Source organism: Devosia sp. 67-54 (assembly GCF_001899075.1).
Taxonomy (GTDB): domain Bacteria; phylum Pseudomonadota; class Alphaproteobacteria; order Rhizobiales; family Devosiaceae; genus Devosia_A.
Map to the genome: position 1 here is coordinate 277,595 of NZ_MKVA01000006.1, position 25,117 is coordinate 302,711.

Annotated in this window: 23 protein-coding genes and 1 pseudogene; 14 read left to right on the plus strand and 10 right to left on the minus strand. The window is 67.8% G+C overall.

Annotation, left to right across the window (positions count from 1 at the left end; all coding sequences use genetic code 11):
• Positions 1 to 56 precede the first annotated feature (56 nt).
• Both BGO82_RS12625 and BGO82_RS12630 read left to right on the plus strand, forming a co-directional pair.
• Positions 57 to 410: a DUF952 domain-containing protein gene (locus BGO82_RS12625; RefSeq protein WP_291305955.1), complete on the plus strand. Its 354-nt coding sequence runs from the start codon at positions 57 to 59 to the stop codon at positions 408 to 410.
• Positions 407 to 1,504 (plus strand): quinone-dependent dihydroorotate dehydrogenase, encoded by a 1,098-nt coding sequence (locus BGO82_RS12630; RefSeq protein ID WP_291305956.1) that lies wholly within the window; start codon positions 407 to 409, stop codon positions 1,502 to 1,504. Before BGO82_RS12625 ends, BGO82_RS12630 begins: the two co-directional genes overlap by 4 nt.
• Here the strand turns inward: BGO82_RS12630 and BGO82_RS12635 are convergent.
• On the minus strand, positions 1,493 to 2,830 hold the full coding sequence (locus tag BGO82_RS12635; RefSeq protein ID WP_291305957.1) for an MATE family efflux transporter: 1,338 nt from the start codon (positions 2,828 to 2,830) through the stop codon (positions 1,493 to 1,495). The two genes, BGO82_RS12630 and BGO82_RS12635, sit on opposite strands and share 12 nt — an antisense overlap.
• A 1-nt stretch (position 2,831) precedes the next feature.
• Entirely contained in the window at positions 2,832 to 3,494 is a 663-nt protein-coding gene (locus BGO82_RS12640; protein ID WP_291305958.1) for a nucleoside/nucleotide kinase family protein, read from the minus strand.
• Between the two features lie 29 nt (positions 3,495 to 3,523).
• On the opposite strand from BGO82_RS12640, the gene BGO82_RS12645 reads away from it, so the two are divergent.
• The 3 genes and pseudogenes from BGO82_RS12645 to pdeM all read left to right on the plus strand — a co-directional run bounded on the left by BGO82_RS12645 (position 3,524) and on the right by pdeM (position 7,686).
• Positions 3,524 to 4,342: a sugar phosphate isomerase/epimerase gene (locus BGO82_RS12645; protein ID WP_291305959.1), complete on the plus strand. Its 819-nt coding sequence runs from the start codon at positions 3,524 to 3,526 to the stop codon at positions 4,340 to 4,342.
• Positions 4,343 to 4,421: 79 nt separating this feature from the next.
• Positions 4,422 to 6,890 (plus strand): annotated as a pseudogene (locus BGO82_RS12650) (ligase-associated DNA damage response DEXH box helicase); the annotation flags it as partial.
• A 118-nt stretch (positions 6,891 to 7,008) separates the two neighbouring features.
• Positions 7,009 to 7,686 (plus strand): ligase-associated DNA damage response endonuclease PdeM, encoded by a 678-nt coding sequence (gene pdeM / locus BGO82_RS12655; protein ID WP_291305961.1) that lies wholly within the window; start codon positions 7,009 to 7,011, stop codon positions 7,684 to 7,686.
• A 75-nt stretch (positions 7,687 to 7,761) separates the two neighbouring features.
• Here pdeM and BGO82_RS12660 read toward each other — a convergent pair whose 3' ends face one another.
• The 3 genes from BGO82_RS12660 to BGO82_RS12670 all read right to left on the minus strand — a co-directional run bounded on the left by BGO82_RS12660 (position 7,762) and on the right by BGO82_RS12670 (position 13,154).
• Positions 7,762 to 8,517, minus strand: a complete 756-nt coding sequence (locus BGO82_RS12660; protein WP_291305962.1) for a TIGR02186 family protein — start codon at positions 8,515 to 8,517, stop codon at positions 7,762 to 7,764.
• Positions 8,514 to 9,446 carry a sulfite exporter TauE/SafE family protein gene (locus BGO82_RS12665; protein ID WP_291305963.1) on the minus strand — a complete coding sequence of 311 codons (933 nt, stop codon included), beginning with the start codon at positions 9,444 to 9,446 and terminating at the stop codon, positions 8,514 to 8,516. The genes BGO82_RS12660 and BGO82_RS12665 overlap by 4 nt, the downstream gene beginning before the upstream one ends.
• A 144-nt stretch (positions 9,447 to 9,590) precedes the next feature.
• Entirely contained in the window at positions 9,591 to 13,154 is a 3,564-nt protein-coding gene (locus BGO82_RS12670) for an SEL1-like repeat protein (protein WP_291305964.1), read from the minus strand.
• A 237-nt stretch (positions 13,155 to 13,391) separates the two neighbouring features.
• Here BGO82_RS12670 and BGO82_RS12675 point away from each other — a divergent pair, with 237 nt between their 5' ends.
• The gene (locus BGO82_RS12675; RefSeq protein ID WP_291305965.1) at positions 13,392 to 14,036 is read left to right on the plus strand and encodes a response regulator transcription factor; all 645 of its coding nucleotides are present in this window, start codon (positions 13,392 to 13,394) and stop codon (positions 14,034 to 14,036) included.
• An 85-nt stretch (positions 14,037 to 14,121) separates the two neighbouring features.
• Here the strand turns inward: BGO82_RS12675 and BGO82_RS12680 are convergent, their stop codons facing one another.
• Positions 14,122 to 15,738, minus strand: coding sequence for a PAS-domain containing protein (locus BGO82_RS12680; protein ID WP_291305966.1), 1,617 nt, complete (start codon positions 15,736 to 15,738; stop codon positions 14,122 to 14,124).
• 213 nt (positions 15,739 to 15,951) lie between these two features.
• Between BGO82_RS12680 and BGO82_RS12685 the strand changes: the two genes are divergently transcribed.
• From BGO82_RS12685 to BGO82_RS12700, 4 genes are all read left to right on the plus strand, one after another.
• Entirely contained in the window at positions 15,952 to 16,221 is a 270-nt protein-coding gene (locus BGO82_RS12685; protein ID WP_291305967.1) for an MscL family protein, read from the plus strand.
• A 118-nt stretch (positions 16,222 to 16,339) separates the two neighbouring features.
• Complete coding sequence (locus tag BGO82_RS12690; protein ID WP_291305968.1) at positions 16,340 to 16,663, plus strand: histone H1-like repetitive region-containing protein; 324 nt, start codon at positions 16,340 to 16,342, stop codon at positions 16,661 to 16,663.
• A 344-nt stretch (positions 16,664 to 17,007) separates the two neighbouring features.
• A complete protein-coding gene (locus tag BGO82_RS12695) occupies positions 17,008 to 17,643 on the plus strand; it encodes a LuxR C-terminal-related transcriptional regulator (RefSeq protein ID WP_291305969.1) in 636 nt (211 codons plus the stop codon).
• Positions 17,644 to 17,717: 74 nt separating this feature from the next.
• Positions 17,718 to 18,497: a glyoxalase superfamily protein gene (locus tag BGO82_RS12700; protein WP_291305970.1), complete on the plus strand. Its 780-nt coding sequence runs from the start codon at positions 17,718 to 17,720 to the stop codon at positions 18,495 to 18,497.
• Here BGO82_RS12700 and hemA read toward each other — a convergent pair.
• A complete protein-coding gene (gene hemA, locus BGO82_RS12705) occupies positions 18,494 to 19,774 on the minus strand; it encodes a 5-aminolevulinate synthase (RefSeq protein WP_291305971.1) in 1,281 nt (426 codons plus the stop codon). The two genes, BGO82_RS12700 and hemA, sit on opposite strands and share 4 nt — an antisense overlap.
• A gap of 420 nt (positions 19,775 to 20,194) precedes the next feature.
• On the opposite strand from hemA, the gene BGO82_RS12710 reads away from it, so the two are divergent.
• The 3 genes from BGO82_RS12710 to BGO82_RS12720 all read left to right on the plus strand — a co-directional run bounded on the left by BGO82_RS12710 (position 20,195) and on the right by BGO82_RS12720 (position 23,225).
• Positions 20,195 to 21,520: a hypothetical protein gene (locus tag BGO82_RS12710; RefSeq protein WP_291305972.1), complete on the plus strand. Its 1,326-nt coding sequence runs from the start codon at positions 20,195 to 20,197 to the stop codon at positions 21,518 to 21,520.
• A 177-nt stretch (positions 21,521 to 21,697) separates the two neighbouring features.
• Positions 21,698 to 22,468 (plus strand): SDR family oxidoreductase, encoded by a 771-nt coding sequence (locus BGO82_RS12715; RefSeq protein WP_291305973.1) that lies wholly within the window; start codon positions 21,698 to 21,700, stop codon positions 22,466 to 22,468.
• An 88-nt stretch (positions 22,469 to 22,556) separates the two neighbouring features.
• Positions 22,557 to 23,225, plus strand: coding sequence for an OmpA family protein (locus BGO82_RS12720; protein WP_291305974.1), 669 nt, complete (start codon positions 22,557 to 22,559; stop codon positions 23,223 to 23,225).
• A gap of 64 nt (positions 23,226 to 23,289) precedes the next feature.
• Here the strand turns inward: BGO82_RS12720 and BGO82_RS12725 are convergent, their stop codons facing one another.
• Both BGO82_RS12725 and BGO82_RS12730 read right to left on the minus strand, forming a co-directional pair.
• Positions 23,290 to 23,532 carry a hypothetical protein gene (locus BGO82_RS12725; protein WP_291305975.1) on the minus strand — a complete coding sequence of 81 codons (243 nt, stop codon included), beginning with the start codon at positions 23,530 to 23,532 and terminating at the stop codon, positions 23,290 to 23,292.
• Entirely contained in the window at positions 23,516 to 23,779 is a 264-nt protein-coding gene (locus tag BGO82_RS12730) for a hypothetical protein (protein WP_291305976.1), read from the minus strand. Before BGO82_RS12730 ends, BGO82_RS12725 begins: the two co-directional genes overlap by 17 nt.
• A gap of 132 nt (positions 23,780 to 23,911) precedes the next feature.
• Between BGO82_RS12730 and BGO82_RS12735 the strand changes: the two genes are divergently transcribed.
• Complete coding sequence (locus BGO82_RS12735; protein ID WP_291305977.1) at positions 23,912 to 24,241, plus strand: hypothetical protein; 330 nt, start codon at positions 23,912 to 23,914, stop codon at positions 24,239 to 24,241.
• 1 nt (position 24,242) lies between these two features.
• On the opposite strand, the gene BGO82_RS12740 is transcribed toward BGO82_RS12735, so the two are convergent.
• Positions 24,243 to 24,911 (minus strand): L,D-transpeptidase, encoded by a 669-nt coding sequence (locus BGO82_RS12740; RefSeq protein ID WP_291305978.1) that lies wholly within the window; start codon positions 24,909 to 24,911, stop codon positions 24,243 to 24,245.
• Positions 24,912 to 25,117: the final 206 nt, after the last annotated feature.

A 25,117-nucleotide genomic window follows, 5' to 3' on the forward strand; every position in this document is an offset into this window, starting at 1 on the left:
CGCCGTCCATCGGCCGGGATAAGCCTCCCGCCGAACCTACACGGACGTCCACGCCGATGCCCAATCCGGACTTCGTCTACAAGATCGTCACCCGCGCCGCTTTCGACGCCGCCGCGGCGGCCGGCGCGTTTCCGCAGATGCCGGTCGACCTGAAGGACGGCTTCATCCATTTCTCCACCGCCGCGCAACTGCGCGACACGCTCCGGCTGCATTTTGCCGGGCAGTCCGACCTCGTGGTCTTTGCCGTCCGCCCTGCCGACATGGGGCCGGGGCTGCGCTGGGAGGCGTCGCGCGGCGGCCAGATGTTCCCGCATCATTACGGGCCGCTCGGCACCGCGGCCATCGGCCGGCAGGTGACGGTCTCGGTGGCCGCCGACGGTGCCCTGGCGCTGCCGGATTGGATCGCATGATCCTGTCGGCGCTTTCGCCGCTGCTCCGGGTGCCGCTGCTCGCGAGCCTCACCCGCGACAGCCTGCTGAAGATGGACCCCGAGACCGCGCATGGCGCCACTATCAACGCGCTGCGCCTCGGGCTCGCGCCGGAGCAGGCCGATCCCGATCCGCCGGAATTGAAGACGCTGCTCGCCGGCCTCGAGCTCAAAAATCCGGTCGGCATGGCGGCCGGCTTCGACAAGAATGGCGAGGTGCCGCGGCCGCTGGCGCTGATGGGCTTCGGGCTGGTCGAAGTGGGCACCGTCACGCCACGCCCGCAGGCGGGCAATCCGAAGCCGCGGCTGTTCCGCGTCGGCGGCGCCGAGGGTGTCGTCAACCGCATGGGCTTCAACAATGCCGGCCACGACGAAATGTATCGCCGGTTGCACGGCGTGCGCGTGCCGGCGGCGCTCGGCATCAACATCGGCGCCAACAAGGACAGTGCCGATTTCACCGCCGACTACGCCAGGGGTGCCGCCCGCTTCGCCGGCATCGCCGACTACCTCACCGTCAACATTTCGTCGCCCAACACGCCGGGCCTGCGCGACCTGCAGCAGGAGGAGGCGCTGCAGCGGCTGCTGCATGCGGTGCTGACGGTGCGCGCGCAAGCGCCGGTGCGCGTGCCGGTGTTCCTCAAGATCGCGCCGGATCTCGATGAGGCCGGTCTCGACGCCATCGCCAGGGTGATCGCGACCACCGACCTCGACGGCCTCATCGTCTCCAACACCACCATCCGCCGCGACATGGTCGCCGGACTCGAGAACGCCTCCGAGAGCGGCGGGCTCAGCGGCAAGCCGCTGTTCGACCTCGCCACCGTCCGCCTGGCGCAGATGCGGCAGCGCACCAGCCTGCCCATCATCGGCGTCGGCGGCATCCATTCGCCGCAGAGCGCGCTCGCCAAATTCGAGGCGGGCGCCAACGCCGTGCAGCTCTATTCGGCGCTGGTCTTCGGCGGCCTCGATTTGCTCGAACGCATCAAGCGCGGCCTGACGGCAGCCGTGCGCAATGCCGGCAAGACCAATATCAGCGAACTGGTGGGCACGAAGACCGGCGAGTGGGCTTCACGCAAATAGCGTCGCCCGCCGCCGCTCCAGCGACCACCAGTAGAACGCGCCGCGCGCCACGAACCACAGATGCAGCGACAGCCACAGCCCGAGATTGCCCAGCGGCATCTTGAGCACCAGCGCGGCGACCATGAACACCACCAGCGACGCAACCATGCCGTTGCGCATCAGCACGTTCTGCGTCAGCCCGATCAGCAGCCCGTCATAGAGAATGGCCGGCATGAAGGTGAGCGTCGCCAGCGCCGCGATCCAGAGATATTGGTGCGCCGCGTGCCGCACCTCCTCGTTGGTGGTCATCAGCGCGGTGAGGGAGTCGCCGCCGAAATACCACAGCAGCCCCAGCCCCACCGAGATCAGCAGGCCGGCGCGGAAGGAGAGGGCGTAGGCGCGCTCGAATGCCGGCCGCCAGTTCGCGCCGAGCGCCTTGCCGCTGAGCTGCTCGGCCGCCTGCGCGATGCCGTCGAGGAAGTAGGCGATGATCATCAGCTGGTTGAGCAGCACCGCATTGGCCGAGAGCTGGATCTCGCCCATGCGCGAGCCTTGCGCCGCGAACCAGGCATAGGCCGTCATCAGCGCCGCCGAGCGGATCATCAGGTCGCGGTTGAGCCCGACCAGCCGCTTCAGCGCCTGCACCTCGTGCAGCTCGCCCGGCTTGATGTGCGCCAGCAGCGGCCGCACGCCGCCGAACTTGCGCACGAACAGCGCCAGCCCGGCGACCGTCGCCACCAGCTCGCCCAGCAGCGTGCCGAAGCCGGCGCCGGCGACGCCCCAGTGGAATACATAGACGAACACCACGCAGGCGACGATGTTCACCCCGTGCAGCAGGATCTGGATGGTCATTCCGGTGGTGGCCGCGGCGCGGCCATAGAACCAGCCCAGCATCACGTAGTTGATGAGCACCAGCGGCGCGCCCCAGATGCGGATGTAGAAATAGAGCGCCAGCGCATCGCGCACGCCGCCCTGCGGCGCCAGCGAGATCTCGGCAATCCAGAACAGCAGCGGGCTCAGCGCGATCATCAGCACGCCGATGATGGCGGCCAGCACCAGCGCCCGGGCCGCGTGCAGCAGGCCCTCGCGCGGGTCGCGCGCGCCGATCGCCTGCGCGGTGAGTCCGGCGGTGCCGATCCTGAGGAAATAGGCGAGCGAGAACAGGAAGTCGAACACCAGCGCACCCAGCACCAGCCCGCCCAGCCGGTCGGCGTCGCCCAGCCGCCCGATCACCGTGATGTCGGTGAAGCCGACCAGCGGTTCGGTGATGAAGGCGAGCGAGGCGGGGATGGCGATGCGGAACACATCGCGGCTGGTCACCTCGAAGGGGAAGGTCGGGCGCGTCATCTCAGTCCGCCGTGACGATGTCGATGGCAATGTCGGCGCGCGGCCGCGACCGCATCACCGTGTCGTAATTGACGAGGTCGACCCGCTCGATATGGGCGCGGTTGCGCGCCTCGGTGAACAGGCCCTCTTCGGCGTGCCGCTTCATCAGCCGCGCCCGCACCAGCTCGCGCGGCACCGCAAGGAAGATCGCGCGGTCGAGCAGCGGCCGCACCCGCCACCACGGCGCGGTGGCGAGCAGCAGGTAATTGCCCTCGACCACCAGCAACCGCGTGGTTGCCGGAACGACGAACGCCTCGTCCACCACGTCCTCGATCTTGCGCGAATAGCCGGGGCCGGCGAGGTCGGCGGTGGCTGCTTTCAATTGCATGAGGAAGTCGGCGAAGGCGGCCCCCTCGAAGGTGTGCGGCATGCCCTTGTCGGCGGCGGTACCGAGGCTCTCGAGCTTGGCATGCTTCATGTGGAAGCCATCCATCGGCACATAGGCGGCCACTCCGCCCAACTCCGCCGCCAGCCTTTGCGCCATCGTCGACTTGCCGGTCCCCGGTCCGCCGGCAATGCCGAGCACGCGCCGGCCGGGCTGCGCCAGCAGCGCCTCGGCCTCGCGCCGCAGCAGCGCCAGCGCGGCGTCCGGCGTCAGCGACAGGGATTGCGGTTCCTGCTCCATGCCGCTCCACTACGTGGTATCAGCACGGAATGCAAAAGCTGCTCATCCTCCAGTCGCTGTGGGCCATGCAGAACCCGCGCTCGGGCTCCGAGCCGCGTCTCGCCGACGCCGTCGCGCGCATTGCCGCGGCCGGTTTCGACGGCATCGGCGCGCTATGGATCGACCGCGCCGGGGCGCGCGAGGTTGCGGCCATCGCCCGCGACCATGGGCTGATCGTCGAGGGGCTGGCGCTGCCGGCCACGGTGGATGAATTGCAGCCGGCGCTGGATTGGGGCGCCGAGTTCGGCCTGCACCATCTCAACGTCCAGCCCAATACCCGGCCGCGCGCCCTGCGCGATGCCGTCGCCACGCTCGAGGGCTGGCAGCGCCTCGCCGGCCAGGTGGCGTTCCCGGTCAATTTCGAGACGCATCGCGGCCGCCTCACCAACGATCTCCTGGTGACGCTCGACCTCATCGATGCGCTGCCCGGCCTGCGCCTCACGGCGGACATCTCGCACTATGTCGTCGGCCGCGAGATCGAGCTGCCGGTCTCGGCCGAAGCCGACACGCAGGTGAAGGCGGTACTGGCGCACGCCGAGGCCTATCACGGCCGCGTCGCCAGTTCCGAGCAGGTGCAGATTCCGCTCGGCTTCGCCTGGGCACGCCCTTGGACCGAGCAGTTTACCCGCTGGTGGCGGCACGGCTTCGCCGACTGGCGCCGGCGCTCCGGTCCCGACGCCGAGCTCACCTTCCTGTGCGAGCTCGGCCCGCAGCCTTACGCCATTGCCGGCGCCGACGGCCGCGATTTGACCGATCGCTGGGAAGAATCGCTGCAGCTGCGGGACATTGCGCGGGCGTGCTGGGACTAGCAGGCAGGGACCCGGCGCCAGCCGATTTTGCCTTTCCACCGCGCAGCACTATCTTTGACGCTCCACCGAGTGCCTCCGCGTGTCCCTGCATCCCACCATCGCCGGCTGGTTCGCTGCCAAGGGCTGGTCGCCGCGCCGGCACCAGCTCGACGTGCTGGCGAGCTGGGACCGCGATGCCTCGGCGCTGCTGATCGCGCCGACCGGCGCCGGCAAGACGCTGGCCGGATTCCTGCCCACCCTCAACGACCTCGCGCACGCGCCGCGGCAGGGTCTCCACACACTCTATATATCGCCGCTCAAGGCGCTGGCCGTCGACGTCGCCCGCAACCTCGGCACGCCCATCGACGAGATGCATTTGCCGGTAAGTGTCGAGACGCGCACCGGCGACACCCCGGCGTCGCGCCGCACCCGGCAGCGCCGCGACCCGCCCAACGTGCTGCTGACCACGCCCGAGCAGCTCGCCCTGCTGCTCAGCCACGAGGACAGCGCCCGTTTCTTTTCCGGGCTGCGCCGCATCGTCCTCGACGAATTGCACTCGATGGTCACCAACAAGCGCGGCGAGCTGCTGTCGCTCGACATCGCGCGGATCGCGACCTACGCGCCGGGTCTGAGGATCACCGCGCTGTCGGCCACCGTGGCGCGCCCCGACCTCCTGCGCGACTGGATCGCGGCGCCATTGCCCGGCGCCGAAACCGACCTGCTGTTCGGCGCCGGCGGCGCGAGGCCCGATCTCTCCATCCTCGCCTCGGGCCAGCATGTGCCGTGGGCGGGCCACTCCACTCTTTACGCCGTCCCTGAGCTCTACGAGATCATCAAGCAGCACCGCACCACGCTGCTCTTCGTCAACACCCGCTCGCAGGCCGAGATGCTGTTCCAGAACCTCTGGGCCATCAACGACGACGGCCTCGCCATCGCGCTGCATCACGGCTCGCTCGCCGTCGAGCAGCGGCGCAAGGTCGAAAGCGCCATGGTCGCCGGCAAGCTGCAGGCGGTGGTCTGCACCTCGACGCTCGATCTCGGCATCGACTGGGGCGACGTCGATCTCGTGGTGCAGGTCGGCGCCCCCAAGGGCGCGAGCCGCATGCTGCAGCGCATCGGCCGCTCCAACCACCGCATGGACGAGCCGAGCAAGGCCATCTTCGTGCCCTCCAACCGCTTCGAAGTGCTCGAATGCGAGGCGGCGCTCGAAGCGGTGGAACGCGGCGCGCAGGACAGCGAGGACCCCAGCGTCGGCGGTCTCGACGTGCTCGCTCAGCATGCGCTCGGCATGGCCTGCGCCGCCCCGCTCGACCCCGTCGCCTTCTTTGAGGAAGTGCACCGCGCCTGGCCCTATCGCGAGCTGAGCTGGGAGACCTTCGAGCGGGTGCTCGATTTCGTCGCCACCGGCGGCTACGCGCTGCGCGCCTACGAGCGCTACGCCAAGCTCAGGCAGACGCCCGAAGGCCGGTTCCGCATCGCCAATCCGCAAATCGCGCAGCAATACCGGCTGAACGTCGGCACCATCATCGAAGACCCGATGGTCAGGGTGCGGCTGGTCAAGGGCCGCGGCTTCAAGACCGGCTCGGCCACCGGCCCCATCGGCCGCTACGGCCGGGTGCTCGGCGAGCTGGAAGAGTACTTCATCGACCAGCTGGTGCGCGGCGACACTTTCGTCTTCGGCTCCGAGATCGTGGCCTATGAAGGCATGTTCGAAACCGAGGCCTACGTCTCGCGCTCCACCGCCACCGATCCGAAAATCCCGTCCTATATGGGCGGCAAGTTTCCGCTCTCGACCTATCTTGCCGACGGCGTGAGACGGCTGCTCAGCGATCCCGGCAACTGGCGCCGGCTGCCCGACCAGGTGAGCGACTGGCTGCGCCTGCAGCACGAGGCATCAATCCTGCCGCCGCCCGACTCCATGCTGGTCGAGACGTTTCCGCGCGGCACCGTCAACTACATGGTCTGCTATCCCTTCGAAGGCCGCCTCGCGCACCAGACATTGGGCATGCTGCTGACGCGGCGGCTCGAACGCGCCCGCGCCCGCCCGCTCGGCTTCGTCGCCTCCGATTATTCGCTCGCCATCTGGGGGCTGGGTGATTTCGGCGGGCTCATCCGCACCGGCCGGCTGTCGCTCGCCGAGCTGTTCGCCGAAGAGATGCTCGGCGACGACCTCGAGGAGTGGCTGCACGAGAGCCAGTTGATGCGCCGCACCTTTCGCAACGCGGCGATCATCTCCGGCCTGATCGAACGCCGCCATCCGGGCAAGGAAAAGACCGGCCGGCAGGTCACCGTGTCGTCCGACGTCATCTACGACGTGCTCTACGAACACGAGCCCGACCACATCCTGATCCAGGCGACCCGCCGCGACGCCGCCCGCGGCCTGCTCGACATCGAGCGGCTGGGGCAGATGCTGCGCCGCATCCGCGATCACATCGTGCACAAGCCTCTCGACCGAATCTCCCCGCTCGCGGTACCGATCCTGCTCGATATCGGCAAGACGCCGATCTTCGGCGAGGCCCGCGAAAGCGTCATGGCCGATGCCGCCGACGAATTGATGCGCGAGGCGATGGGCCAGGCGCCGGCGTCCGGCAAGCGGATCGCGGTGCCGCCGCCGCCCAAACGGAGCGGGCAGAACGATGAGCGCAGGCAGCGCGGCAGCCGCCGCCGCGTGGCAAAGTGAGGACCCGGTGGTGCTCCTTCACTTCGCCGGCCATACCTTCGAGCCTTTGGTGTCGGGCGCCCTGTTCTGGCGCGCCGAATCGATGCTGCTCGTCGCCGATCTGCATCTCGAGAAATTCTCCTCTTTCGCCCGCCGCGGCCAGATGCTGCCGCCCTACGACACCGGGCTAACGCTGAAGCGCCTCGAGCGCGACCTCGAGCGCACCCGCGCCGAGCGCGTCGTCTCGCTCGGCGACAGCTTCCATCGCAACGACGGTGTCGACACGCTGCTCGATGCCGACCGGCTGCGGCTGTTGGCACTGCTCGGCCGCGCCCACTGGACCTGGCTCAGCGGCAACCACGATCCGCTGCCGCATGCGCTGGGCGGCATCTGCGTCGAGATGCTGGAGCATCGCGGCCTGACCCTGGTGCACGAGCCGAAGCGCAGTGGCGGCCGCGCCACCATCGCCGGCCACCTGCATCCGGCGGCGACCGTCGTCGCCAACGGCCACGGCACCCGCCGTCCCTGCTTCGTGCATGACGGCCGCCTGCTGCTCTTGCCCGCTTACGGCGCCGGCACCGGCAGCATGAACATCCTCGGCCCGGACTTTCACGGCCTGTTCGACCACGCTGCGCTCGAAGTCACCATGCTCGGCCGCAACCGGCTCTATCCGGTGAGCCCGCGCCGGCTCGTCGCCGGCGCATAGCGCCTGGCCTTGAACGGGGTCACGGGACTCTGGCCCCCACCCACCGGAACCCGCGTCAATCGGACGTCTAGCCCGCTACCGCCGGAACACCACGCCGGCGAGCCAGCCGGTGCCGAGCGCCAGGATCACGCAGACGATGGCATAGAGCAGGGGCTGCTGGCGGCTGGCGACGAACACGAAATTCTCGAACCCGCTCTTGCGCACGGTGAACCCCTCGGAGCGCTCGGCCACCACCTGCTTGTCCTTGAGCACCAGCGTGTGGGCGAGGAACGGCCCGTTGGCGACGTCGCTGGGCAGCGTGATCTGCGCCACATAGGCGGTGTTGCTGAGAAAGCGCACGCCGTCCTCGCGCACCGCGAAATGCCCGTCCTCGGTCATCAGCCGCACCAGCTCGCTGCCGAAGCGGGTCGCCATCTCGGTCGGGCCCTGCGCCGAGGTGGCGAGCGCCTGCGAGATCGGCAGCACGTTCTCGGCGCTCAGCACTTCCGCGCTGGCGATGTTGTCGAGCTTGCCACTCGCCAGCACGTTGTAGAACGAGGGGAACTGCTTGAACGTCACCTGTTCGGTATTGCTCCAGATGCCGAAATTGTTGGTCTTGAGCCGGGTCACCCAGTCCTGCAGCGGCCCGGTGACGATGACGATGATATTGTAGGGACCATTGAGCGCCGTGCCCGGCGTGTCGGGCTCGATGGTGCCGAACAGGCTCAGCACCGCGCCGTCGAAACTCGACGTGATCTGCACGTTGGAATTGGAGACCGTCGAGGCGAGCTTTTCGGCGCCGGCGGGCGCGGCGAAGGCGATCAGCAGCAAAGCGAGCAGCAGCCGTCTCAACCCGCGCCTCCCGCGGTCAGCACCGCCGTCGAGAACGGATCGGACGGGGTCAGCACCAGCGTCAGCCCGAAGCGGATGGCGACGGCGAGCACCAGCAGTGCCAGCAGCGCCCGGAGCTGGTCCCCGCGCAGATATTTGCCGGCCGAGGCGCCGAACTGCGCCCCCACCGTGCCGCCCACCATCAGGCAGAAGGCGAGCAGGATGTCGACGCTCTGGCTGGTGAGGATCTGCAGCACCATGGTCACGCACATCATCGCCACCACCTGCAGCAGCGAGGTGCCGACCACCACATTGGCGGGAACGCGCAGCAGGTAGACCAGCGCCGGCACCAGGATGAAGCCGCCGCCGACGCCGAGCAGCGCCCCGACGATGCCGATGAACAGTCCGATCGCCAGCACCGGCAGCACCGAGATATAGAGCCGCGATTTCTTGAAGCGGATGCGCATCGGCAGCCGGTGCATCCAGCTATGCTGGCTCGGCAGCTTGTCGGGCACCGTCGCGCCGCTCCGCCGCTTGAGGATCGAGCGCACCGCCTCGGTCAGCATCAGCGAACCGAGAAAGCCCAGCAGCAGCAGGTAGGCGAACGAGATGAACAGGTCGAGCTGCCCGGCGGCGCGCAGCAGCGTGAAGATGCCCACACCGATCATCGAGCCGATGGTGCTGGCAAGGATCAGGTAGAGCGCCAGGTGCAGATCGATGGCGTTGCGCCGGTAATAGCTGAGCGCGCCCGAGGTCGATGAGGCCGCCACCTGCCCGGTGACCGAGGCGATCGCCACCGGCGAAGGCACGCCGGCAAAGATCAGCAGCGGCGTCAGCAGGAAGCCGCCGCCCACCCCGAACAGGCCCGATAGGAAGCCGACCGCCCCTCCGATTCCGATCAGGAAGAAGAGGTTCATCGAGAGTTCGGCGATCGGCAGATAGATCTGCAAGGCGGGCCTTCCGACCGCGAGCCGTTTTCAGCCCGCGAACGAGGGGATCAAAGTCTGGAAGGGGGCAGCGGTTTTCCGCGCCCCCTGATGGTTCAGACGTTCACCATCGCCGCCACTTTCGACGACAATGCGACCGGGGGCAAGTCACACCGGCTGGCTGCCGAGCACGGCGAGCAGCCGCGGGTTGATCTGGCCCACCTGCGACATGCCCGTCGCGCCCTCGAACGCCTTGATTGCATCCTGCGTCTTCTTGCCGGCGATGCCGTCCGGCGTGCCGACGTCGTAGCCGAGCTTGCCCAGCGCCTTCTGCACGCTGGCGACGATGTCGTGCGTGGTGATCGTCTCGCCGGGGTCGAAATTCTTGCTCCAGCTGCCGATGGGCGCGAAATTGGCCGCGAGATCGATGCTCTCGGGCTTGAAGGCGTTCACCTCGGCCGTGACCTTGGCGACGGTTGCGGCATCGAGCGAGCGGGCGATGTCGTCGCGTGCCTTGATCGCATCCTTGTCCCCGCTCAGCGCCGCGATGGAGAACCATTTGTAGGAATCCGCCATGTTCTGCGGCACGCCGAGGCCCCGGGCATAGAGCATGCCGAGGTTGAACTGGCTGTCGGTGAGGCCGCGTTTGGCCGCTTCCTCGAACCATTTGGCGGCGGAATCGAATTGCTGCTTGCCGAGCTGCCCGCCGGCGTAGAGCGCGGCGAGATTGTGCATCGACATGCGGTTGCCCGCTTCCGCGGCGCGCTCGTACCAGAGCTTGGCGGTGTTGAGGTCCTTGCTGACCCCGTCGCCGCTCTCGTACAGGCTGCCCAGCCGGTATTGCGCCGGCGCGAAGCCCTGCGCCGCGGCGCGCTCGTACCAGGTCGCCGCCGCCTTGTAGTCCTGCGGCACGGCGCGGCCTTCGGTGTAGATCGCGGCCACCTCGAACTGCGCCCGGGCGTCGCCATTGGCGGCGGCGGTGCGCAAATCCAGCGGTCCGACATTTTCCGGCGGCATCTCCACCTTCACCGGGCTCGGCGTCTCCGGCGTCAGCGGCGCCACGGCCGGCACGGTCGTCGCCGGGTCGGCATTGGCGAGCTGCGTCGCCGCGGCGAAGGCGCTCGGCATCGCCGGCGTCGCGTCCTTGGTGAAGCCCTGCGCCGTGGTGCTGCCGATCGACCCAGTCTTGATCGAGGCATCGGCCATCGGAATGACGCGCGGCGGGATCGTCTCGGTGCCCAGCACCGGCGCCATCGGTGCATTGCCGATATCGCCGGTCGTCGCCGGCGCCGCATCGGCGGCCGGAGCCGGAGCAGGCGTCTGTCCCGCGTCTTCGCTGTTGAGGCGCTGCGCCACGAAATTGACGGTGAGGAAGCCGAGCGCCACCACCGCAGCGGCCAGCAGGATCGCCTTGCGGTGCCGGCTGAGGAAACTCTCGGTCGCCTCGGCCTTGGGTGCCGGAGCATCGGCCGCGATGCTCGGCTCGAGTGAGGCGGCCGGCGCGGAAACGGCCGCGACCGGCGCCGGCTCGGCCTTGAACTCGGTGCGCGCCGGCTTGTCGCCGGCCAGCAGGCGCTTCTTGCGTGCCATGGCTTTCGCCTCGGCCTTCGTCGGCGTCTCGGGCTTCGCCGGCGCCTCCGGCTTCACCTCGGCCGCCGGTCCCGGCTGGAAGCGCGCCAGCGCCCGCCCGATCAGCGAATTGGACGGCTGCGGCTCCGGCTTGCTCGCCATCTGCCGCTGCGCCGCGCGCCGCGCCGCTTCGATGAAGGTGTTGGTCCGCGCCGGGGTCGCCGGCGCCGGCTCGGGCGCCACGACGGCCTTGGGTGCGCCGCTGTCGCCGAAGTCGAGGCTGGGCTGCGGCGCCGCCGGCAGCTCGACCTTTTCCGGATCGAAGCCGATCGGCGGCATCGGCGCCGCCGGCCGGTCGTAGCGCGCCGCCATCGACATATCCTCGTCGAGGCCCGGATGGCGCTTGCGCGGTCCGTTCTTGGCCTCGAGCGCCTGCGCCACCGGCCCGCTGGGCTCGGGGAACGCCGGCGCCACCAGCGGCGCATCCTCCGCCGGGCTGCGCGGCATGGCATCGACGCGGCCGCGCGGCATCGCCGCCGGAGCGGGCATCTCCGCTTCCGCATCGGCGATGATCGCCGCGAGATCGGATTGCTGCACCGGGCTTTCGGAGCGCGGGGTCGACCGGTCGAGCAGCGACGCCTCGAGCCGCTTCAGCCGCTCGTTGACCTCGTTGATGCCGGCCTGCATGCCGTCGACGGCGTCCACTTCGGGGTCGCGCTGCATCGAGCCCAGCATGGCGCCGATGCGCTCTTCGAGCCGCGCGATGGTGTCGTTGATCGCCGGGTCCACCGCCGGTGCGACGCTGGCCGGCGTCTGCCGCTGCACCGCCTCGGCGGTGCGCGTGGCGACGAGGTCGGCCACCGCGTCGAAATCCGGCATCATCACCTGCGCCGGCTCGGACGAATACAGCTTGGCGAGGCCCGAAAGCTGCTCGCCGGTCTGGTCCATGCGCGCCACCAGCAGCCGCACCTGCGCCTCGAGCTGGCCGAGGCCCGGATCGATCGGCCGCTCGCCGATGCGGTCGCCCAGCGCGCCGATCTGCCGGCCGATCTCGGCCATGTCCTCGCGCGTCGACAGCGTCTCGATGCGCTCTTCGATGGCCTCGAAGCGCGGCGCGATGGCCACGATCACCGTATCGCGCAGCGCCGACAGATCCTTGCGCAAGCCGTGCAGCAGGCGGTCGCCGCTCTCGAGGTCGCCGATGCGGGTGTTGAGCGCGTCGACCAGCTCCACCAGATGCGTCGGCTGCTGCTGTCCATCGGCGAGCGCGTCGGTGAACCGCGCCATCTGCGCGCTGAGGTGGTCGAGATCGGCGGGCGACAGCGAGCGCTGCCGCTCGAGCGAGTCGATGCGGTCATAGACGGCGCGCACGCTCTCTTCGATCGAGCGCATGCCGTCCTGGAAGGCCTGGCTCTCGACCGGGTTCTGCACCCGGTCGGCATAATGCACCTGCAGTTCCGCCAGCTTGCCGACCGTCGCGGCCACGTCGTCGAGCCGCCGCGTCAGCGTCTGGATGTCCATCTCGCGGCCCTGCGACATGATGCGGCCGAGCGAGGCGATCTGTCCTTCGAGCCGCTTCACCTGGCCGGTCTCGCCCACTGCGCCGGCCAGCAATTCCACCACATGCGCGAGTTGCGCCACTTGGTCGGCGACGTCCTTCACATTGGCGCCGGTCTTGATCTGCGCCTTGATCTCGCCCTCGAGCTTTTCGAGCCGGCCGCTGAGCCCGTTGACCGATTGCGCCAGCTTGTCGAACAGCGGCGCCGGATCGGCGGCGCGGGGGGCGGGGGCAGGCGTGGCCGGCGCTTGGTTGGCGGCCGGCTGCGGCGCCACGCGGGCGCGGCCGGCGCCCTGGCTGGCGCGAATCTGGTTGATCGCCGCCTGCAGGCTGTCGCGCGGATTGGCCGGCATCGGCGCTGGCGCCGGCTCCTCGAAGCGGGTGATGGCGCGCTGCACCGAGCGCAGCGCGTCGCGATGCCGGGCCTCGTTGGGCGCATCGGCGAACGCCGCCTCGCGCGGCCGCTCGCCGCCGCGCGACCGTGCCACCTGGTCGTCCACCTGATCGAGCAGCACCATCAGCTCTTGTCGAAGCGATTGCCATTCGGCGGGGCTGTGGTCGCGATCGTCGCCGACCGGCTGGGATTGCTGATACGCGCGGGCCATGGAGATATCCCAAGCACCTGGAAAGGACGCCCGCCCCGGCAAATACGCGGTCGGGCTCAGCCGGCACTGTTAAAGAACATGGTAAAGAACGCGTTAAGCGGTGATGCATTTTGCAACGGCAAGCAAAATGCTCGGGCCGCCGCGCGTCCGTGGATCGGGGCCGACTGCCCGGCCCGGCGTCCTTCGTCCTAAGTGGCATTGGTCGGCGGCGTCGGCGCGCGCTAAGGAGAGGGAACCATGAGCCGCATCATTATCGTCGACGACCACCCGCTGTTCCGCGCCGCCCTGAGCCAGACGCTCACCGGCGCCAGCGGCGCGGCGCGCGTCGAGGAGGCCGGCGACCTGGCGGCGCTGGGCGCCGCGCTCGAGGCCGATCGCGATTGCGACCTGGTGCTGCTCGACCTCAACATGCCCGGCGCGCACGGCTTTTCCGGCCTGCTGCTGCTGCGGGCGCAATATCCCGAAGTGCCGGTGATGATCATCTCGGCGGTCGAGGATGTGAAGGTGATCCGCCGCACCTTCGAGCTCGGTGCCGCCGGCTACCTGCCCAAATCGGTGGGCCCGGCCGACATCCGGGCGGCCATCGACACCGTGCTCCGCGGCGAGGTCTTCGTGCCCGACGGGGTCAATCTGGGCGGCGACGACGAGCAGACCGACTTCATCCGCCGCCTCGCCACCCTGACGCCGCAGCAGATCCGGGTGCTGATGATGCTGAGCGATGGCTTGATGAACAAGCAGATCGCCTACGAGCTGTCGATCTCGGAGGCGACGGTGAAGGCGCACGTCTCCTCCATCCTGCAGAAGCTCGACGTCGACAGCCGCACCCAGGCGGTGATCGCCGCGTCCCGCATCGAACAGGGCCAGTTCGAGGCGCTGCTCTAGCGGCCGATCGGCCTGAGCGTAGCCGGAAATTCTGCCTGCAGCGGCAAGCGAGCGCCCTCCGCAACACCCCGCAAAGACAATCTTCCTAGCCTTTTCGCGGCGATTTCAGCGGTCTTTGCGTCGCAAGGCCGCTGATCGCGGCCCTGAGCGCTGCCGGTTTCACCGGCTTGGTGACGACGGCGATGCCGCGTTCCTCGGCCAGTGTCCGCACCGCCGCGGTGCGGTCGGCGGTGACCAGCGCCGCCGGCAGATGCCCCCCCACATTGTGCCTCAGCCATTCCACCGCATCGAGCCCGGAGGTCTGGTCGAGATGGTAGTCCATCAGCACCAGGTCGGGCAGCCAGCCGACCAGGATCTGGTCGCGGTCGATGTCGCGCAGCGAGCGCGCCGAACGCACGTCGCAGCCCCAGCCGCGCAGCAGTCCCTCCATCGCATCGAGCACCGCCCGCTCGTTGTCGACGCACAGGATCCTCAGTCCGGTGAGGCTCGCCGCGTCGCCGGCGCGTTCGCCCTCGCTCGCCTCCGGACGCTCGATCTTGCCGCGCGGCAGATAGAGCGAAAAGCGCGAGCCCTTGCCCTCGACGCTGCTCAATTCGAGCGTCAGCCCCATCGCCGCCACCAGGCGTTCGACGATCGACAGCCCGAGGCCGAGCCCCTGCGCCATCCGGGCGCCTTGTTCCAGCCGCGAAAATTCCGCGAACAGCAATTGGTGCTGCTCGCGCGAAAAGCCGATGCCGGTGTCGACCACGTCGAGCCGCACCCGGCTGCCGCGCCGCCGGCACCCGACCAGCACCCGGCCGCCGGGGCGGGTGTACTTGATGGCGTTGGAGACGAGGTTCTGCACGATCCGGCCGACCAGCGCGCGGTCGGCATTGACCACCGCGGTGGAATCGACCAGCCGCAGATGCACCGACTTTTCCTCGGCGAGGGGGGCGAACTCCACCCCCGCCTTGCGGATCAGATCGCGAATCTGGAACGGCGCCGCCACCGGCCGGAGCGCTCCGGAGTCGATCCGCGACATGTCGAGCAGGGCCGACATGATTTCTTCCACAGCATTTAGCGAGGCCTCGATCGAGTGGGCCAGCGCCCCCATCTCCTTCTCCCGCGCCCGCTCGATCAGGGTCGCGGTGTAGAGTCGCGCCGCGTTCAGCGGCTGCAGCAGGTCGTGGCTGGCGGCAGCCAGGAACCGGGTCTTGTCGCGGTTGGCGGCATCGGCTTTCTTGCGTGCGCTGTCGAGCTCGGAATTGACCCTCAGCAGGGTCGCCGTGCGCTCCGCCACCCGGCCCTCCAGGGTCGCGTTGGCACGCTCCAGCGCCACCTCCGCATCCATCCTTTTGCTCACGTCGGAGAAGCTGACGACCAGCCCGCCATCGGGCAGTCTCGCCGAGTGAAACTCCAGCGTTTGCCCTTGTTTTCCAAGGCGTTGCGAGATCGAGCGGGGTGTGCTTGTGAGCGTTTCCACCCGCTCCGCCGCGAGCCGCGCCGGGTCTCCCGCGCCCAGATCGCCGCGCTTGGCGATGTAGAGCGCGATATCATAGAGCGCGGTTCCAGCTGCCACCAGCCGGGCAGGCAGATCGAGCAGTTCCCGGTAGCGCCGGTTGGACACCACCAGGTGCAGATCGGCATCGAACACGGCCAGTCCTTCGGGGATGAAGTCGACCGCCTGGCTGAGGCTGGCGTCGGTGGCTTGCTCGGGGTGCATGATCGTGTTCCAGTCGTCCGCCGGTCGACATTCTAGAGCGGCGATGGAAGGACTATCGTTCCCCGCCGCCCGCCGGGCAAGTTGACACTAAGTCGGACCATTGCTTTCCGCCGCGCTTTGCGTGATTCTCCGCGCAATGCGAATCTCTTGATTTGCAGGGTGCCGCCGGGAGGGTCGGCGACGCCAGTGAGTGGACAGACCGCAGAGGGTCCAGTGTCGCTGTTCGAGTTCCGAGACTTCGCTAGCAAGGGCAATGCCGCCGACCTCGCCAGGGACGGCGGCGTCGCGGCGGCATCGAGTGCCATCGTCACCTCCCTCGTCGATGACCTCCTGCTGCTCGTAGCCGATCTCTCGCATGGACAGCACGACGCCTCCGAACCTGTTTGTCGTGGGCAAACCGAACAGCGTTGCAGTTCCGCTTTCCGCCTCTTCGGGGCGGCTGAACGGCAGCGCTTAATATCGGTTTGTTCATCAATGCCGTAGTAGAGTTCGCATTGTCGCCTTTGGGTTGTTCCTCGTCGTCAAAGGCATCAATGCGATTTGGAATGATCAAGCCGCGGCTCGCCCGCTCAACTAACAGCCAACAAAGGAAGAACTTCTCTTGACCGATACCCGTGACACCAAGTCGATGCCGATGGCCGCTGCCAAAGCCCCGTCGAAGACTGCCAAACCGGCCGCCAGGAAAACCGCTGCGAAGCCCGCCACTGCTGCGAAGGCTCCGGTGAAGAAGGCCGCTGCGAAGAAGGCCCCGGCCAAGAAGGCCGCCGCCAAGAAGGCTCCGGCGAAGAAGGCTGCCGCCAAGAAGGCCCCGGCGAAGAAAGCCGTCGCCAAGAAGGCCGCCGCCCCGAAGGCTCCCGCCAAGAAGGCTCCGGCGAAGAAAGCCGCTGCCAAGAAGGCGCCGGCCAAGAAGGCCGCCAAGAAGTAAGTTCTACTTCGGCCCCCTGGGCCGATCTGGACAGTGCAAGAGGGCCAGCATCCATGGGTGCTGGCCCTCTTTCGTTGCCGAAGTGCAGGATTGTTGTCTCGTCATGCCTTGACGGCCCGCCTGTGGTAGGAATATATACCCACTATATAAGTACTCAGTCCTACGGAGCCATCCGCTCGGCGCGCGTGATTGCTTAGCGCAAACTCCGGGCATGATTCATCCGTAGCCGGCGGCACAGGATGGACCTGCAGCATCGCCCGCAATTGCCGCGGGGTCGGTCTCGGGGCGTCTTCTCCGAATGTGCGCCGGTCGTGTTTAGACCACGCCTTTGCTTGAGGACGTTCATGCCCGACGAGATTTTCTACCGCTCCCTGCTCAACCGCGACCGGCTCGTCCACATCTGCGACCCCGACCTGGCGACCTGCGAACAGCTCAGCCTGCTGTTCCGGCTCGAGGGCTTCCAGACCATGTTCTCGATCAACCTCGGCGGCTTCCTCGCCGCGCTCGAGCGCCGCCGTCCCGACGTCGTTATCGCCAATTTCGATCTCGGCGCCGACCAGGGGCTCGATTTGCTGCGCCGGGTGAAGGCCATGCGCATGGGTACGCCCGTGTTCATGATCGAGAACGCGCCGATGGTGGACGCCGCGGTGCAGGCCATGAAGATCGGCGCCTCCGACGTCGTCACCCGGCCGATCGACACCGAGCACCTGGTGCGCATCGTGCGCGAGGCGCTGCGCCGCGACATCCATGTCGGAGCCGTGCAGGCCGGCGGCCGTTTGGTCGAAGTGCGCGGCTTCGCCCAGCTGACCCCGCGCGAGCGCGAGGTGCTGCAGCTCATCACCAACGGCCAGTCCAACAAGGAGGCCGGCCGCGAGCTCGGCATCTCGCCGCGCACCATCGAGGTGCACCGCGCCCGCGTCATGGAAAAGCTCGGCGCCCGCAACACCGCCGACCTCATGCGCATCGTGCTGACGAGTTGACAGCAGCCGGCACCGGGTGTGTGCTTGGCGTCGGCCATGTGCAGCCCGCCGCTCGCGCCCTTCGGGGATGGTGAATGCACGTCGTCTCGTCGCGGTTTGACCCATCGGGCAGGCCGTCAGCAATGCGAGCACTGACCTCGAGCACTTGCCCGGATGAGGATCAGACCATGCATACTTTCCTTGACTCCAAGACGATGGCCAAGGCGCTGCGCACCGCGCTCGCCGAGCGGCAGATCGACATCACCCACTCCGACAGCCTCGAGCTCGTCGCCCGCCAGTTCGGCTTCGACGACTGGAACATCCTCGCAGCGCATATTGAAAGGGCACAGGCGGATCTACCGCCCTTGCCACGCGGTTGGCACCGCACCGGCAGCACCAATCCCACCCTGCATCGCATGGGCTGCGATCCGGACGATCCCAAGCTTCTCAGGATCGAGTCGCTGGTGGATGCCGACCGCATCGGCGGGGTGTTCGGATCGCTCGCCGAAACGATCCTCGCCGACGATTATCGGGGCGGCAAAATTCGTCTCTCGGCCGAGCTCAAGGGCGAAGCCTGCCATACAGCGGCGATCTGGATGCGCGTCGACCCGGAAGAGCGGGGCAAGTGGCTCCGCTTCGACAACCTCATCGACCGTGCCGGCGCCGGTCCCCTGACTGGCACTTTTGACTGGACGTCACGAAGCATCGTGCTCGACGTCCCCGGTGCGGCCGCGACCATCCACTACGGCGTTCTGCTGGTTGGAGCGGGCACTCTGCGCGTGCGCGATATCCACCTCGAACATGCCGGACCGGATGCCGAGCGCACCGACTATCCACGCCGCCCCACCGGCTTCGGCGAAGGTGTCCCTGCCTAGCCGCCGATCGTCGGCAGCGTCAGGTCGCCGCTGGTCAGCTTGTCGGCGGTGATCTTCTCCTCGGGCTGCTCGTGCGGCAGCTCGAGCTCGGCCCACACGCTCACCAGCGCCCTGGCCAGCGCGTCGATCATCGCATCGGTATGGAGCGGCGTCGGCGTTATCCGCAGCCGCTCCGTGCCCTTGGGCACGGTGGGGTAGTTGATCGGCTGGATGTAGATGTTGTGCCGGTCGAGCAGCAGGTCGCTCGCCGCCTTGCACAGCCGCGCGTCGCCCACGATCAGCGGCACGATGTGCGTCGCCGTCGGCATCACCGGCAGGCCGGCGGCGGTGAGCACGTCCTTGGTGCGCTGTGCCTGCCGCTGCTGCGCCCGCCGCTCGGCGTCGCTCGTCTTGAGATGCTCGATCGACGTTCTGGCCGCCGCGCACAGCGCCGGGGGCAGAGCGGTGGTGAAGATGAACTCCGGCGCATAGGAACGCACCGCGTCGACGATCGCCTTGTTGGCGGCGATGTAGCCGCCCATCGTGCCGAAGCCTTTGGCCAGTGTGCCCTCGATGATGTCGATGCGTTCCATCAGCCCTTCGCGATCGGCGATGCCGCCGCCGCGCGGGCCGTACATGCCCACCGCATGCACCTCGTCGATATAGGTGAGCGCGCCGAACTCGTCGGCGAGGTCGCAGATCTCCTTGATCGCGGCCACGTCGCCATCCATCGAGTACACCGACTCGAAGCAGATCAGCTTGGGCCGGCTGCGTCCGGCCGCCGCCAGCAGCTCGCGCAGATGCGCGATATCGTTGTGGCGGAAGATCTTCTTTTCCATGCCGCTCTGGCGCACGCCCTGGATCATCGAGGCATGGTTGAGCTGGTCGGAAAGGATCAGGCAGTCCGGCATCAGCCGGCCGATGGTCGAAATCGCCGCTTCGTTGCTGACGAATCCGGAGGTGAACACCAGCGCCGCTTCCTTGCGGTGCAAATCCGCGAGCGAGCGCTCGAGCTCGACCAGCGGCCGGTTGGTGCCCGAGATGTTGCGCGTTCCGCCGGCGCCGACGCCGAGCTTTTCGGCCGCCTCCTGCATGGCCGCGATCACCTTGGGGTGCTGGCCCATGCCCAGATAGTCGTTCGAGCACCAGATGGTGATCTCGCGTGCGTTGTCGGCCTGGTCGCGATAGATCGCCGCCGGAAATCGCCCCGCCACCCGCTCGATGTCGGCGAACACGCGATAGCGCTTTTCCTGCCGCAGCGTGTCGACGGCGTCCTCGAAAATCCCGCGATAGTCCATGATGTGCTCGTAGCCCCGTGACCGGCGCACTGGACCCTATTGGGCCCGGGCGCCGCTTGACATTGGTCAATTCGCCGCGTGCCGGCGGTCCTAAGTGCTTGAAGCGTCACCGCTCCTCAAATGCAGTCTGGAACGATCCTAAAGATCGGCGGCCTGCCTGCAAAGCCCCCCGGCCCGGCTTGTCCAGGGCCCGCTGCCCGCCGTTCCCGGCGCTGCGGCCTATATATAAAGAGCGCCCCGCGCGCCGGTGGCGCCGCTCCGCGCGCTCAGTTTCGGTTCAGCAACGGCCCGCTAAACCCCCTCGCCATCACTGATGAGTTTCGGTCACGCCGTTAACATCATCGTTCCGGCCCCGTTGACCGCAACCAGCGGGCACGAAATAACACCGCTTCCAGGTTGCACGAGGCAAGGGGGAACCCCGTGAAGAGCTTTTCGTCGTCGAGTTTTGCCAGTGATCAGGCCGAGATACTCGACCTCGCGCTCGCTGCGGTCAAGAAAGACCCGCAGGCGCTGTTCACTGACTTCCAGTGGTTCCTCTACGAGGGCCGCGATACTGTCTTTTACACCGCCTTTTCGACGCAGTCCTTCGATCGGGACACGCTCGACAACCTCGTCGCCGAGATGGTGGCGCTGGCGCCGCAGCTGACGCATGGCTTCTTCGGCGCGCGTCCGGGCCAGCCGTTCCCCAAGCAATTGCTCGATGCGATCACCTCGATCGACTATGTCGACAGCTTCGAGGGCTATCCCGACAAATGGCTGGGCAAGTCGGCCGACATCTTCGAGCGCGACGACCTGCCGCTGTTCCGCGTTCAGATCGCCGTGCGCAAGGGCGGCCCCGACGCCGAGGGCCGCGCCTCGATCATCCAGGTGCGCTCCTCGCATGCGCTGCTCGAAGGCTCGGACTCGGCGCTGCTCACCCGCTCGCAATCGGCGGCGCATGGCGTCATGTCCGACAAGAGCAACAAGATCGGCTGGTGGGCGCGCATCGTGGGCACGCTGAACGCCTGGTCGATGACGCTGACCTATGTGGTGCTCGGCCTGCTGCTCGCCCCCAAGGACAAGCCGTTCGGCTTCAAGACCCTCGCCATCTCGCGCCACCGCCTGCGCGCCGTCGCCAACAAGCTCGGCGTCCGTCAGCGGTCGCTCTACTTCGCCCTCGTCACCCATGCGCTCAATGGCGACGGCAAGCAGAAGCACATGAACGACAAGGTGATCGGCGCCGCCTACACCATGCTCGACACCAACCGGCATGAAGCCGACGACGACTTCTTCCGCGTCCGCGCCCTGCAGGCGAGCTTCAAATGGTCCGAGGATTTCGTCCAGTATGTGCGCAACATCGACGACACCATCGGCCACATCGAAAAGAAGGACATCACCAAATTCCAGGTGATGATGAACACGATGTTCCGCACCCTGCGGTCGCTCAACCGGCTGGCCTCGTGGCTGCCGGGCCGCCGCTTCTGGCGCTTCTCGGCCGGCATCAAGATCACCCTGACGCTGGTGCCGCCGCACCGCACCTACGGTCCCATGACCAATGGCATGGTCGAGCCGATCTATTGCGGCGCCTGGCACAACAGCATGAACATCTGCACCTTCTGCCCCGGCCGCGACTACGTCACGCTGAACTTCGCCATCGAGGAGCGGCTGATCCCGATGGTCGACCGCATCGGTTCGCTGCTCGACAGGGTCGAGGCCATGCAGGTCGCGCCCTCGAGCCGCAAGGTCATCGAGGCCGACGAGGCCTGACAGCATAAAGCGCACAGTCGGCGAACCTCTCCCGTTTACGGGGGAGGGGGACCATGCGAAGCATGGTGGAGGGGGCGGCCACAAACACCGCGGGTGGGGCCGCCCCCTTCCGTCGGCTTCGCCGCCTCCTTCCCCGCGCGCGGGGAAAGGCCCGACTGCAGCCAACCGGAGGATCACATGCCGTCCAGCTTTGCCACCTACCCGAGCCTTGCAGGCATGCCCGTCGTCGTCTCCGGCGGGGCCTCCGGCATCGGCGAGGCCATCGTCCGCGAGTTCGCCGCGCAGGGCAGCAAGGTCGGCTTCGTCGACCTCATGGCCGAGCGCGGCGCCGCGCTTGCCGCCGAGCTCGGCGCCGCCGGCCGCACGGTGAAATTCGCCGCGACCGATATCACCGACACCGACGCCTACCAGGCGGCGATCCGCGATTTCGAGGCCGCTCACGGCCCGGCGCTGGCGCTGGTCAACAACGCCGCCAACGACCGCCGCATGGAGTGGCAGAGCGTCACCCCGGAGCAGTGGGACTGGTCGATCGGCGTCAACCTCAAGCATTCGTTCTTTGCGGCGCAGGCCGTGGTGCCGGGCATGATCAGGGCCGGCAAGGGCTCGATCATCAATTTCGGCTCGCTGAGCTGGATGATCATGCTCGGCAATTTGCCGGCCTATACCGCCGCCAAGGCCGCCATGCACGGCATGTCGCGCTCGCTGGCGCGCGACTGGGGTCAGCACGGCATCCGCGTCAACACCCTGGTTCCGGGCTGGATCATGACCGAAAAGCAGCTCACCACCATCGTCGGCGATGCCGAAAACACGATGATCGACGCCGGCCAGGCGCTCAGGGGCCGCGTCTATCCGGCCGACGTCGCGCGCATGGCCCTGTTTCTCGCTGCGGACGACAGCCAGATGATTTCTGCACAGGATTTCATCGTCGATGGCGGCTGGGCGCATTGACGGAAATCGCGGCGCGGACCCTTGTTCCAATCACCATGCTGCCGCATTCTCTGGGCAGGAGAAGCGGACTTTTTCCGAGGGAACATCGATGAAATCTTCGATCGTTGTTGCGGGGCTCGCGGCACTGTCGCTCAGCGCCTGTACCACCATGAACGCCTATACGGGCGACACCCAGCTGTCGAAGACCGCGGGCGGCGCCATGATCGGCGCCGGCACCGGCGCGGTGGTGGGGGCCTTCGCCGGCGCTGCCACCGGCAATGACCCGCGCATCGCTGCGCTGATCGGCGCCGGCCTGGGCGGCCTCACCGGCGCCGCCGTCGGCCACTACATGGACCAGCAGGAGGCCGAGCTGCGCGCGCAATTGCAGTCGACCGGCGTTTCGGTCACCCGCGTCGGCAACCAGATCATCCTCAACATGCCGTCCAACATCACCTTCCAGACCGATTCGGCGACGGTCAACACGGCCTTCAACAGCACGCTGGTCTCGGTCGGTCTGGTGCTCAAGAAGTTCAACAAGACCGTCGTCGACGTCACCGGCCACACCGACAACACCGGCTCGGACGCGCACAATCAGGATCTGTCGCAGCGCCGCGCCGTGGCGGTCGCCACCATCCTCGCCAATCAGGGCGTCGACCAGCGCCGCTTCTACATCGAGGGCAAGGGCGAGAGCGATCCCATCGCCTCCAACGCCACCGAAAGCGGCCGTGCCCAGAACCGCCGCGTCGAGATCCAGATTTCGCCCCTCACCCAGGGCTGATCGTTCCGGCTCGCGCAAAAGGCCCGGCGTCACTGCCGGGCCTTTGTGTTTCTGCAATATCGTTCTAGGAAGCCGGCACCGGCACATTGTTCTGCGGCGCCGTGATCGGTGTTCCGGGGATCACCTCGGTCTGCCGGTTGCCGCCGAGCCACTGTCCCACCAGCAGCAGCGCCACCACGATCAGCAGCGCGATCAGCCCGACCCGCCACCAGCTCGTGGGCGTCACGAGGCCGGTGCTCTGCGCCGCTTCGGTCTCGAGCTTCAGTTCCTCGTCGGCGACGGGATGCGGTTTACCTGTCGTCGCCATAAACATCTCCCGCGATCGAGGTTGCGGGGCGGGTGCCGTCCTGCACCTCCTGGCGGATCTCGGCGATCGCTGCGTCGATCTCGTCCGGGCTGTAGCCGAGGTGGTCGGGATTGGCCTCGCGGCCGGTCACTTCCGCCTTGAGTTCGTTGAGCATTTCGATCTTTTCCCGCGCCGTCAACAGCGGGTTGTGCGCGATCTGCATCGGCGAGGTCTTCGCCGCGTCGCGTTCGGCATGATCGAGAGCCATATGCACCTCCGGAAGCGTGGTCGAACCGAAACGGCCAGCGGCAGGCGGAGGTTCCCTGACAGCCCGCGTCAGCCGCCGTTCAGCCGGCCGGAGCGAGGCTCCCCTCTATCCATCCCCACACGGAGACCGCAGATGCTCAAGCTTTCCCTCAGCCTCGTCCTCGTCGCCGGCCTCGCCGCCGCCACGCCCGCGCTCGCCGACAGCAAGGGCGGCGCCGGCGGCATCGGCCGCGGCTGCACGCTCGATCCGTTCAACCACACCATGCGCTGCATCGATTTCGACCGCTGCACCACCGACAGGAACGGCAACCGGACCTGCCCGACCACCGTCACGCCCACCCGCGCGCACGCCGCCGACGGCAAGGCCAAGTCTGGCGGCAAGGGCAAGTCCGGCGGCAAGGGCAAGCACGAGACGAGCGACTACCTCGTCGTCACCCTGCACGACGCTTCGATCATGGATTGAGCTAGCTGTTGACCACGATCGGCGTGCCCACCGGGCAGCGGCCGTAGAGGTCGATGATGTCGTGGAACAGCAGGCGCACGCAGCCCGACGACACCGCCTGGCCGATGCTCCACACCTCCAGCGTGCCGTGCAGGCGGTACAGCGTGTCGCGCCCGTCCTGGTAGATGTACATGGCCCGCGCCCCCAGCGGATTGGTGAGGCCCGGCGGCATGCCGTTGGCGTATTGCGCCGTTTCCGGCTGCCGGACCTGCATCTCCTTGGGCGGCGTCCACACCGGCCATTCCGCCTTGCGTCCCACCTTGGCCTTGCCTTGCCAGGCGAAGCCCTCGCGCCCGATGCCGACGCCATAGCGAATCGCCTGGCCGCCTTCCTGCACCAGATAGAGATGCCGCTCCGAGGTGTTGACCACGATGGTGCCCGGCCGCTCGCCGGTCGGGTCCGGCACTTCGGTGCGGAACATGTTGGGGTCGAGCTTGGTCAGATCGATCGCCGGCACCGGGAACTTCTCGTTCGGCAGCGGCCCGTACATGCTGAGGTAATATTGCGAGAATTGCGGCGTCTCCACCGACTTCATCCGCTGCGTGGCGCAGCCCGCCAGCGCCAGGGCGGCAAGGCTTGCGCCGCCGGCGAGAAAGCTGCGGCGGGAAGGAGCGAGGACGGCTGCTGTCATAGAGTGAACTCTGTCGATACTGGATTGCCCGACGCGGAAACTCGCCGATGGGCTTATGGGTTCCCTAACCCTGACAGCGTTAACGCCGGCAAAACATCGCATCACGTTCGGGTTATGTGATCGGCGGCTGGCGGCGCGAGCCGCCGGCGGCCCGAACCAATCCTTAACACCTGTCGGTCAGCTTCGCCGGTGTGCCCGCGCGTCGC

Coding starts and splice junctions, on each gene's coding strand:
- BGO82_RS12625 (WP_291305955.1), top strand. CDS start 57: ATGCCCAATCCGGACTTCGTCTACAAGATCGTCACCCGCGCCGCTTTC.
- BGO82_RS12630 (WP_291305956.1), top strand. CDS start 407: ATGATCCTGTCGGCGCTTTCGCCGCTGCTCCGGGTGCCGCTGCTCGCG.
- BGO82_RS12635 (WP_291305957.1), bottom strand. CDS start 2,830: ATGACGCGCCCGACCTTCCCCTTCGAGGTGACCAGCCGCGATGTGTTC.
- BGO82_RS12640 (WP_291305958.1), bottom strand. CDS start 3,494: ATGGAGCAGGAACCGCAATCCCTGTCGCTGACGCCGGACGCCGCGCTG.
- BGO82_RS12645 (WP_291305959.1), top strand. CDS start 3,524: ATGCAAAAGCTGCTCATCCTCCAGTCGCTGTGGGCCATGCAGAACCCG.
- BGO82_RS12670 (WP_291305964.1), bottom strand. CDS start 13,154: ATGGCCCGCGCGTATCAGCAATCCCAGCCGGTCGGCGACGATCGCGAC.
- BGO82_RS12675 (WP_291305965.1), top strand. CDS start 13,392: ATGAGCCGCATCATTATCGTCGACGACCACCCGCTGTTCCGCGCCGCC.
- BGO82_RS12680 (WP_291305966.1), bottom strand. CDS start 15,738: ATGCACCCCGAGCAAGCCACCGACGCCAGCCTCAGCCAGGCGGTCGAC.
- BGO82_RS12695 (WP_291305969.1), top strand. CDS start 17,008: ATGCCCGACGAGATTTTCTACCGCTCCCTGCTCAACCGCGACCGGCTC.
- BGO82_RS12700 (WP_291305970.1), top strand. CDS start 17,718: ATGCACGTCGTCTCGTCGCGGTTTGACCCATCGGGCAGGCCGTCAGCA.
- hemA (WP_291305971.1), bottom strand. CDS start 19,774: ATGGACTATCGCGGGATTTTCGAGGACGCCGTCGACACGCTGCGGCAG.
- BGO82_RS12715 (WP_291305973.1), top strand. CDS start 21,698: ATGCCGTCCAGCTTTGCCACCTACCCGAGCCTTGCAGGCATGCCCGTC.
- BGO82_RS12720 (WP_291305974.1), top strand. CDS start 22,557: ATGAAATCTTCGATCGTTGTTGCGGGGCTCGCGGCACTGTCGCTCAGC.
- BGO82_RS12725 (WP_291305975.1), bottom strand. CDS start 23,532: ATGGCGACGACAGGTAAACCGCATCCCGTCGCCGACGAGGAACTGAAG.
- BGO82_RS12730 (WP_291305976.1), bottom strand. CDS start 23,779: ATGGCTCTCGATCATGCCGAACGCGACGCGGCGAAGACCTCGCCGATG.
- BGO82_RS12735 (WP_291305977.1), top strand. CDS start 23,912: ATGCTCAAGCTTTCCCTCAGCCTCGTCCTCGTCGCCGGCCTCGCCGCC.
- BGO82_RS12740 (WP_291305978.1), bottom strand. CDS start 24,911: ATGACAGCAGCCGTCCTCGCTCCTTCCCGCCGCAGCTTTCTCGCCGGC.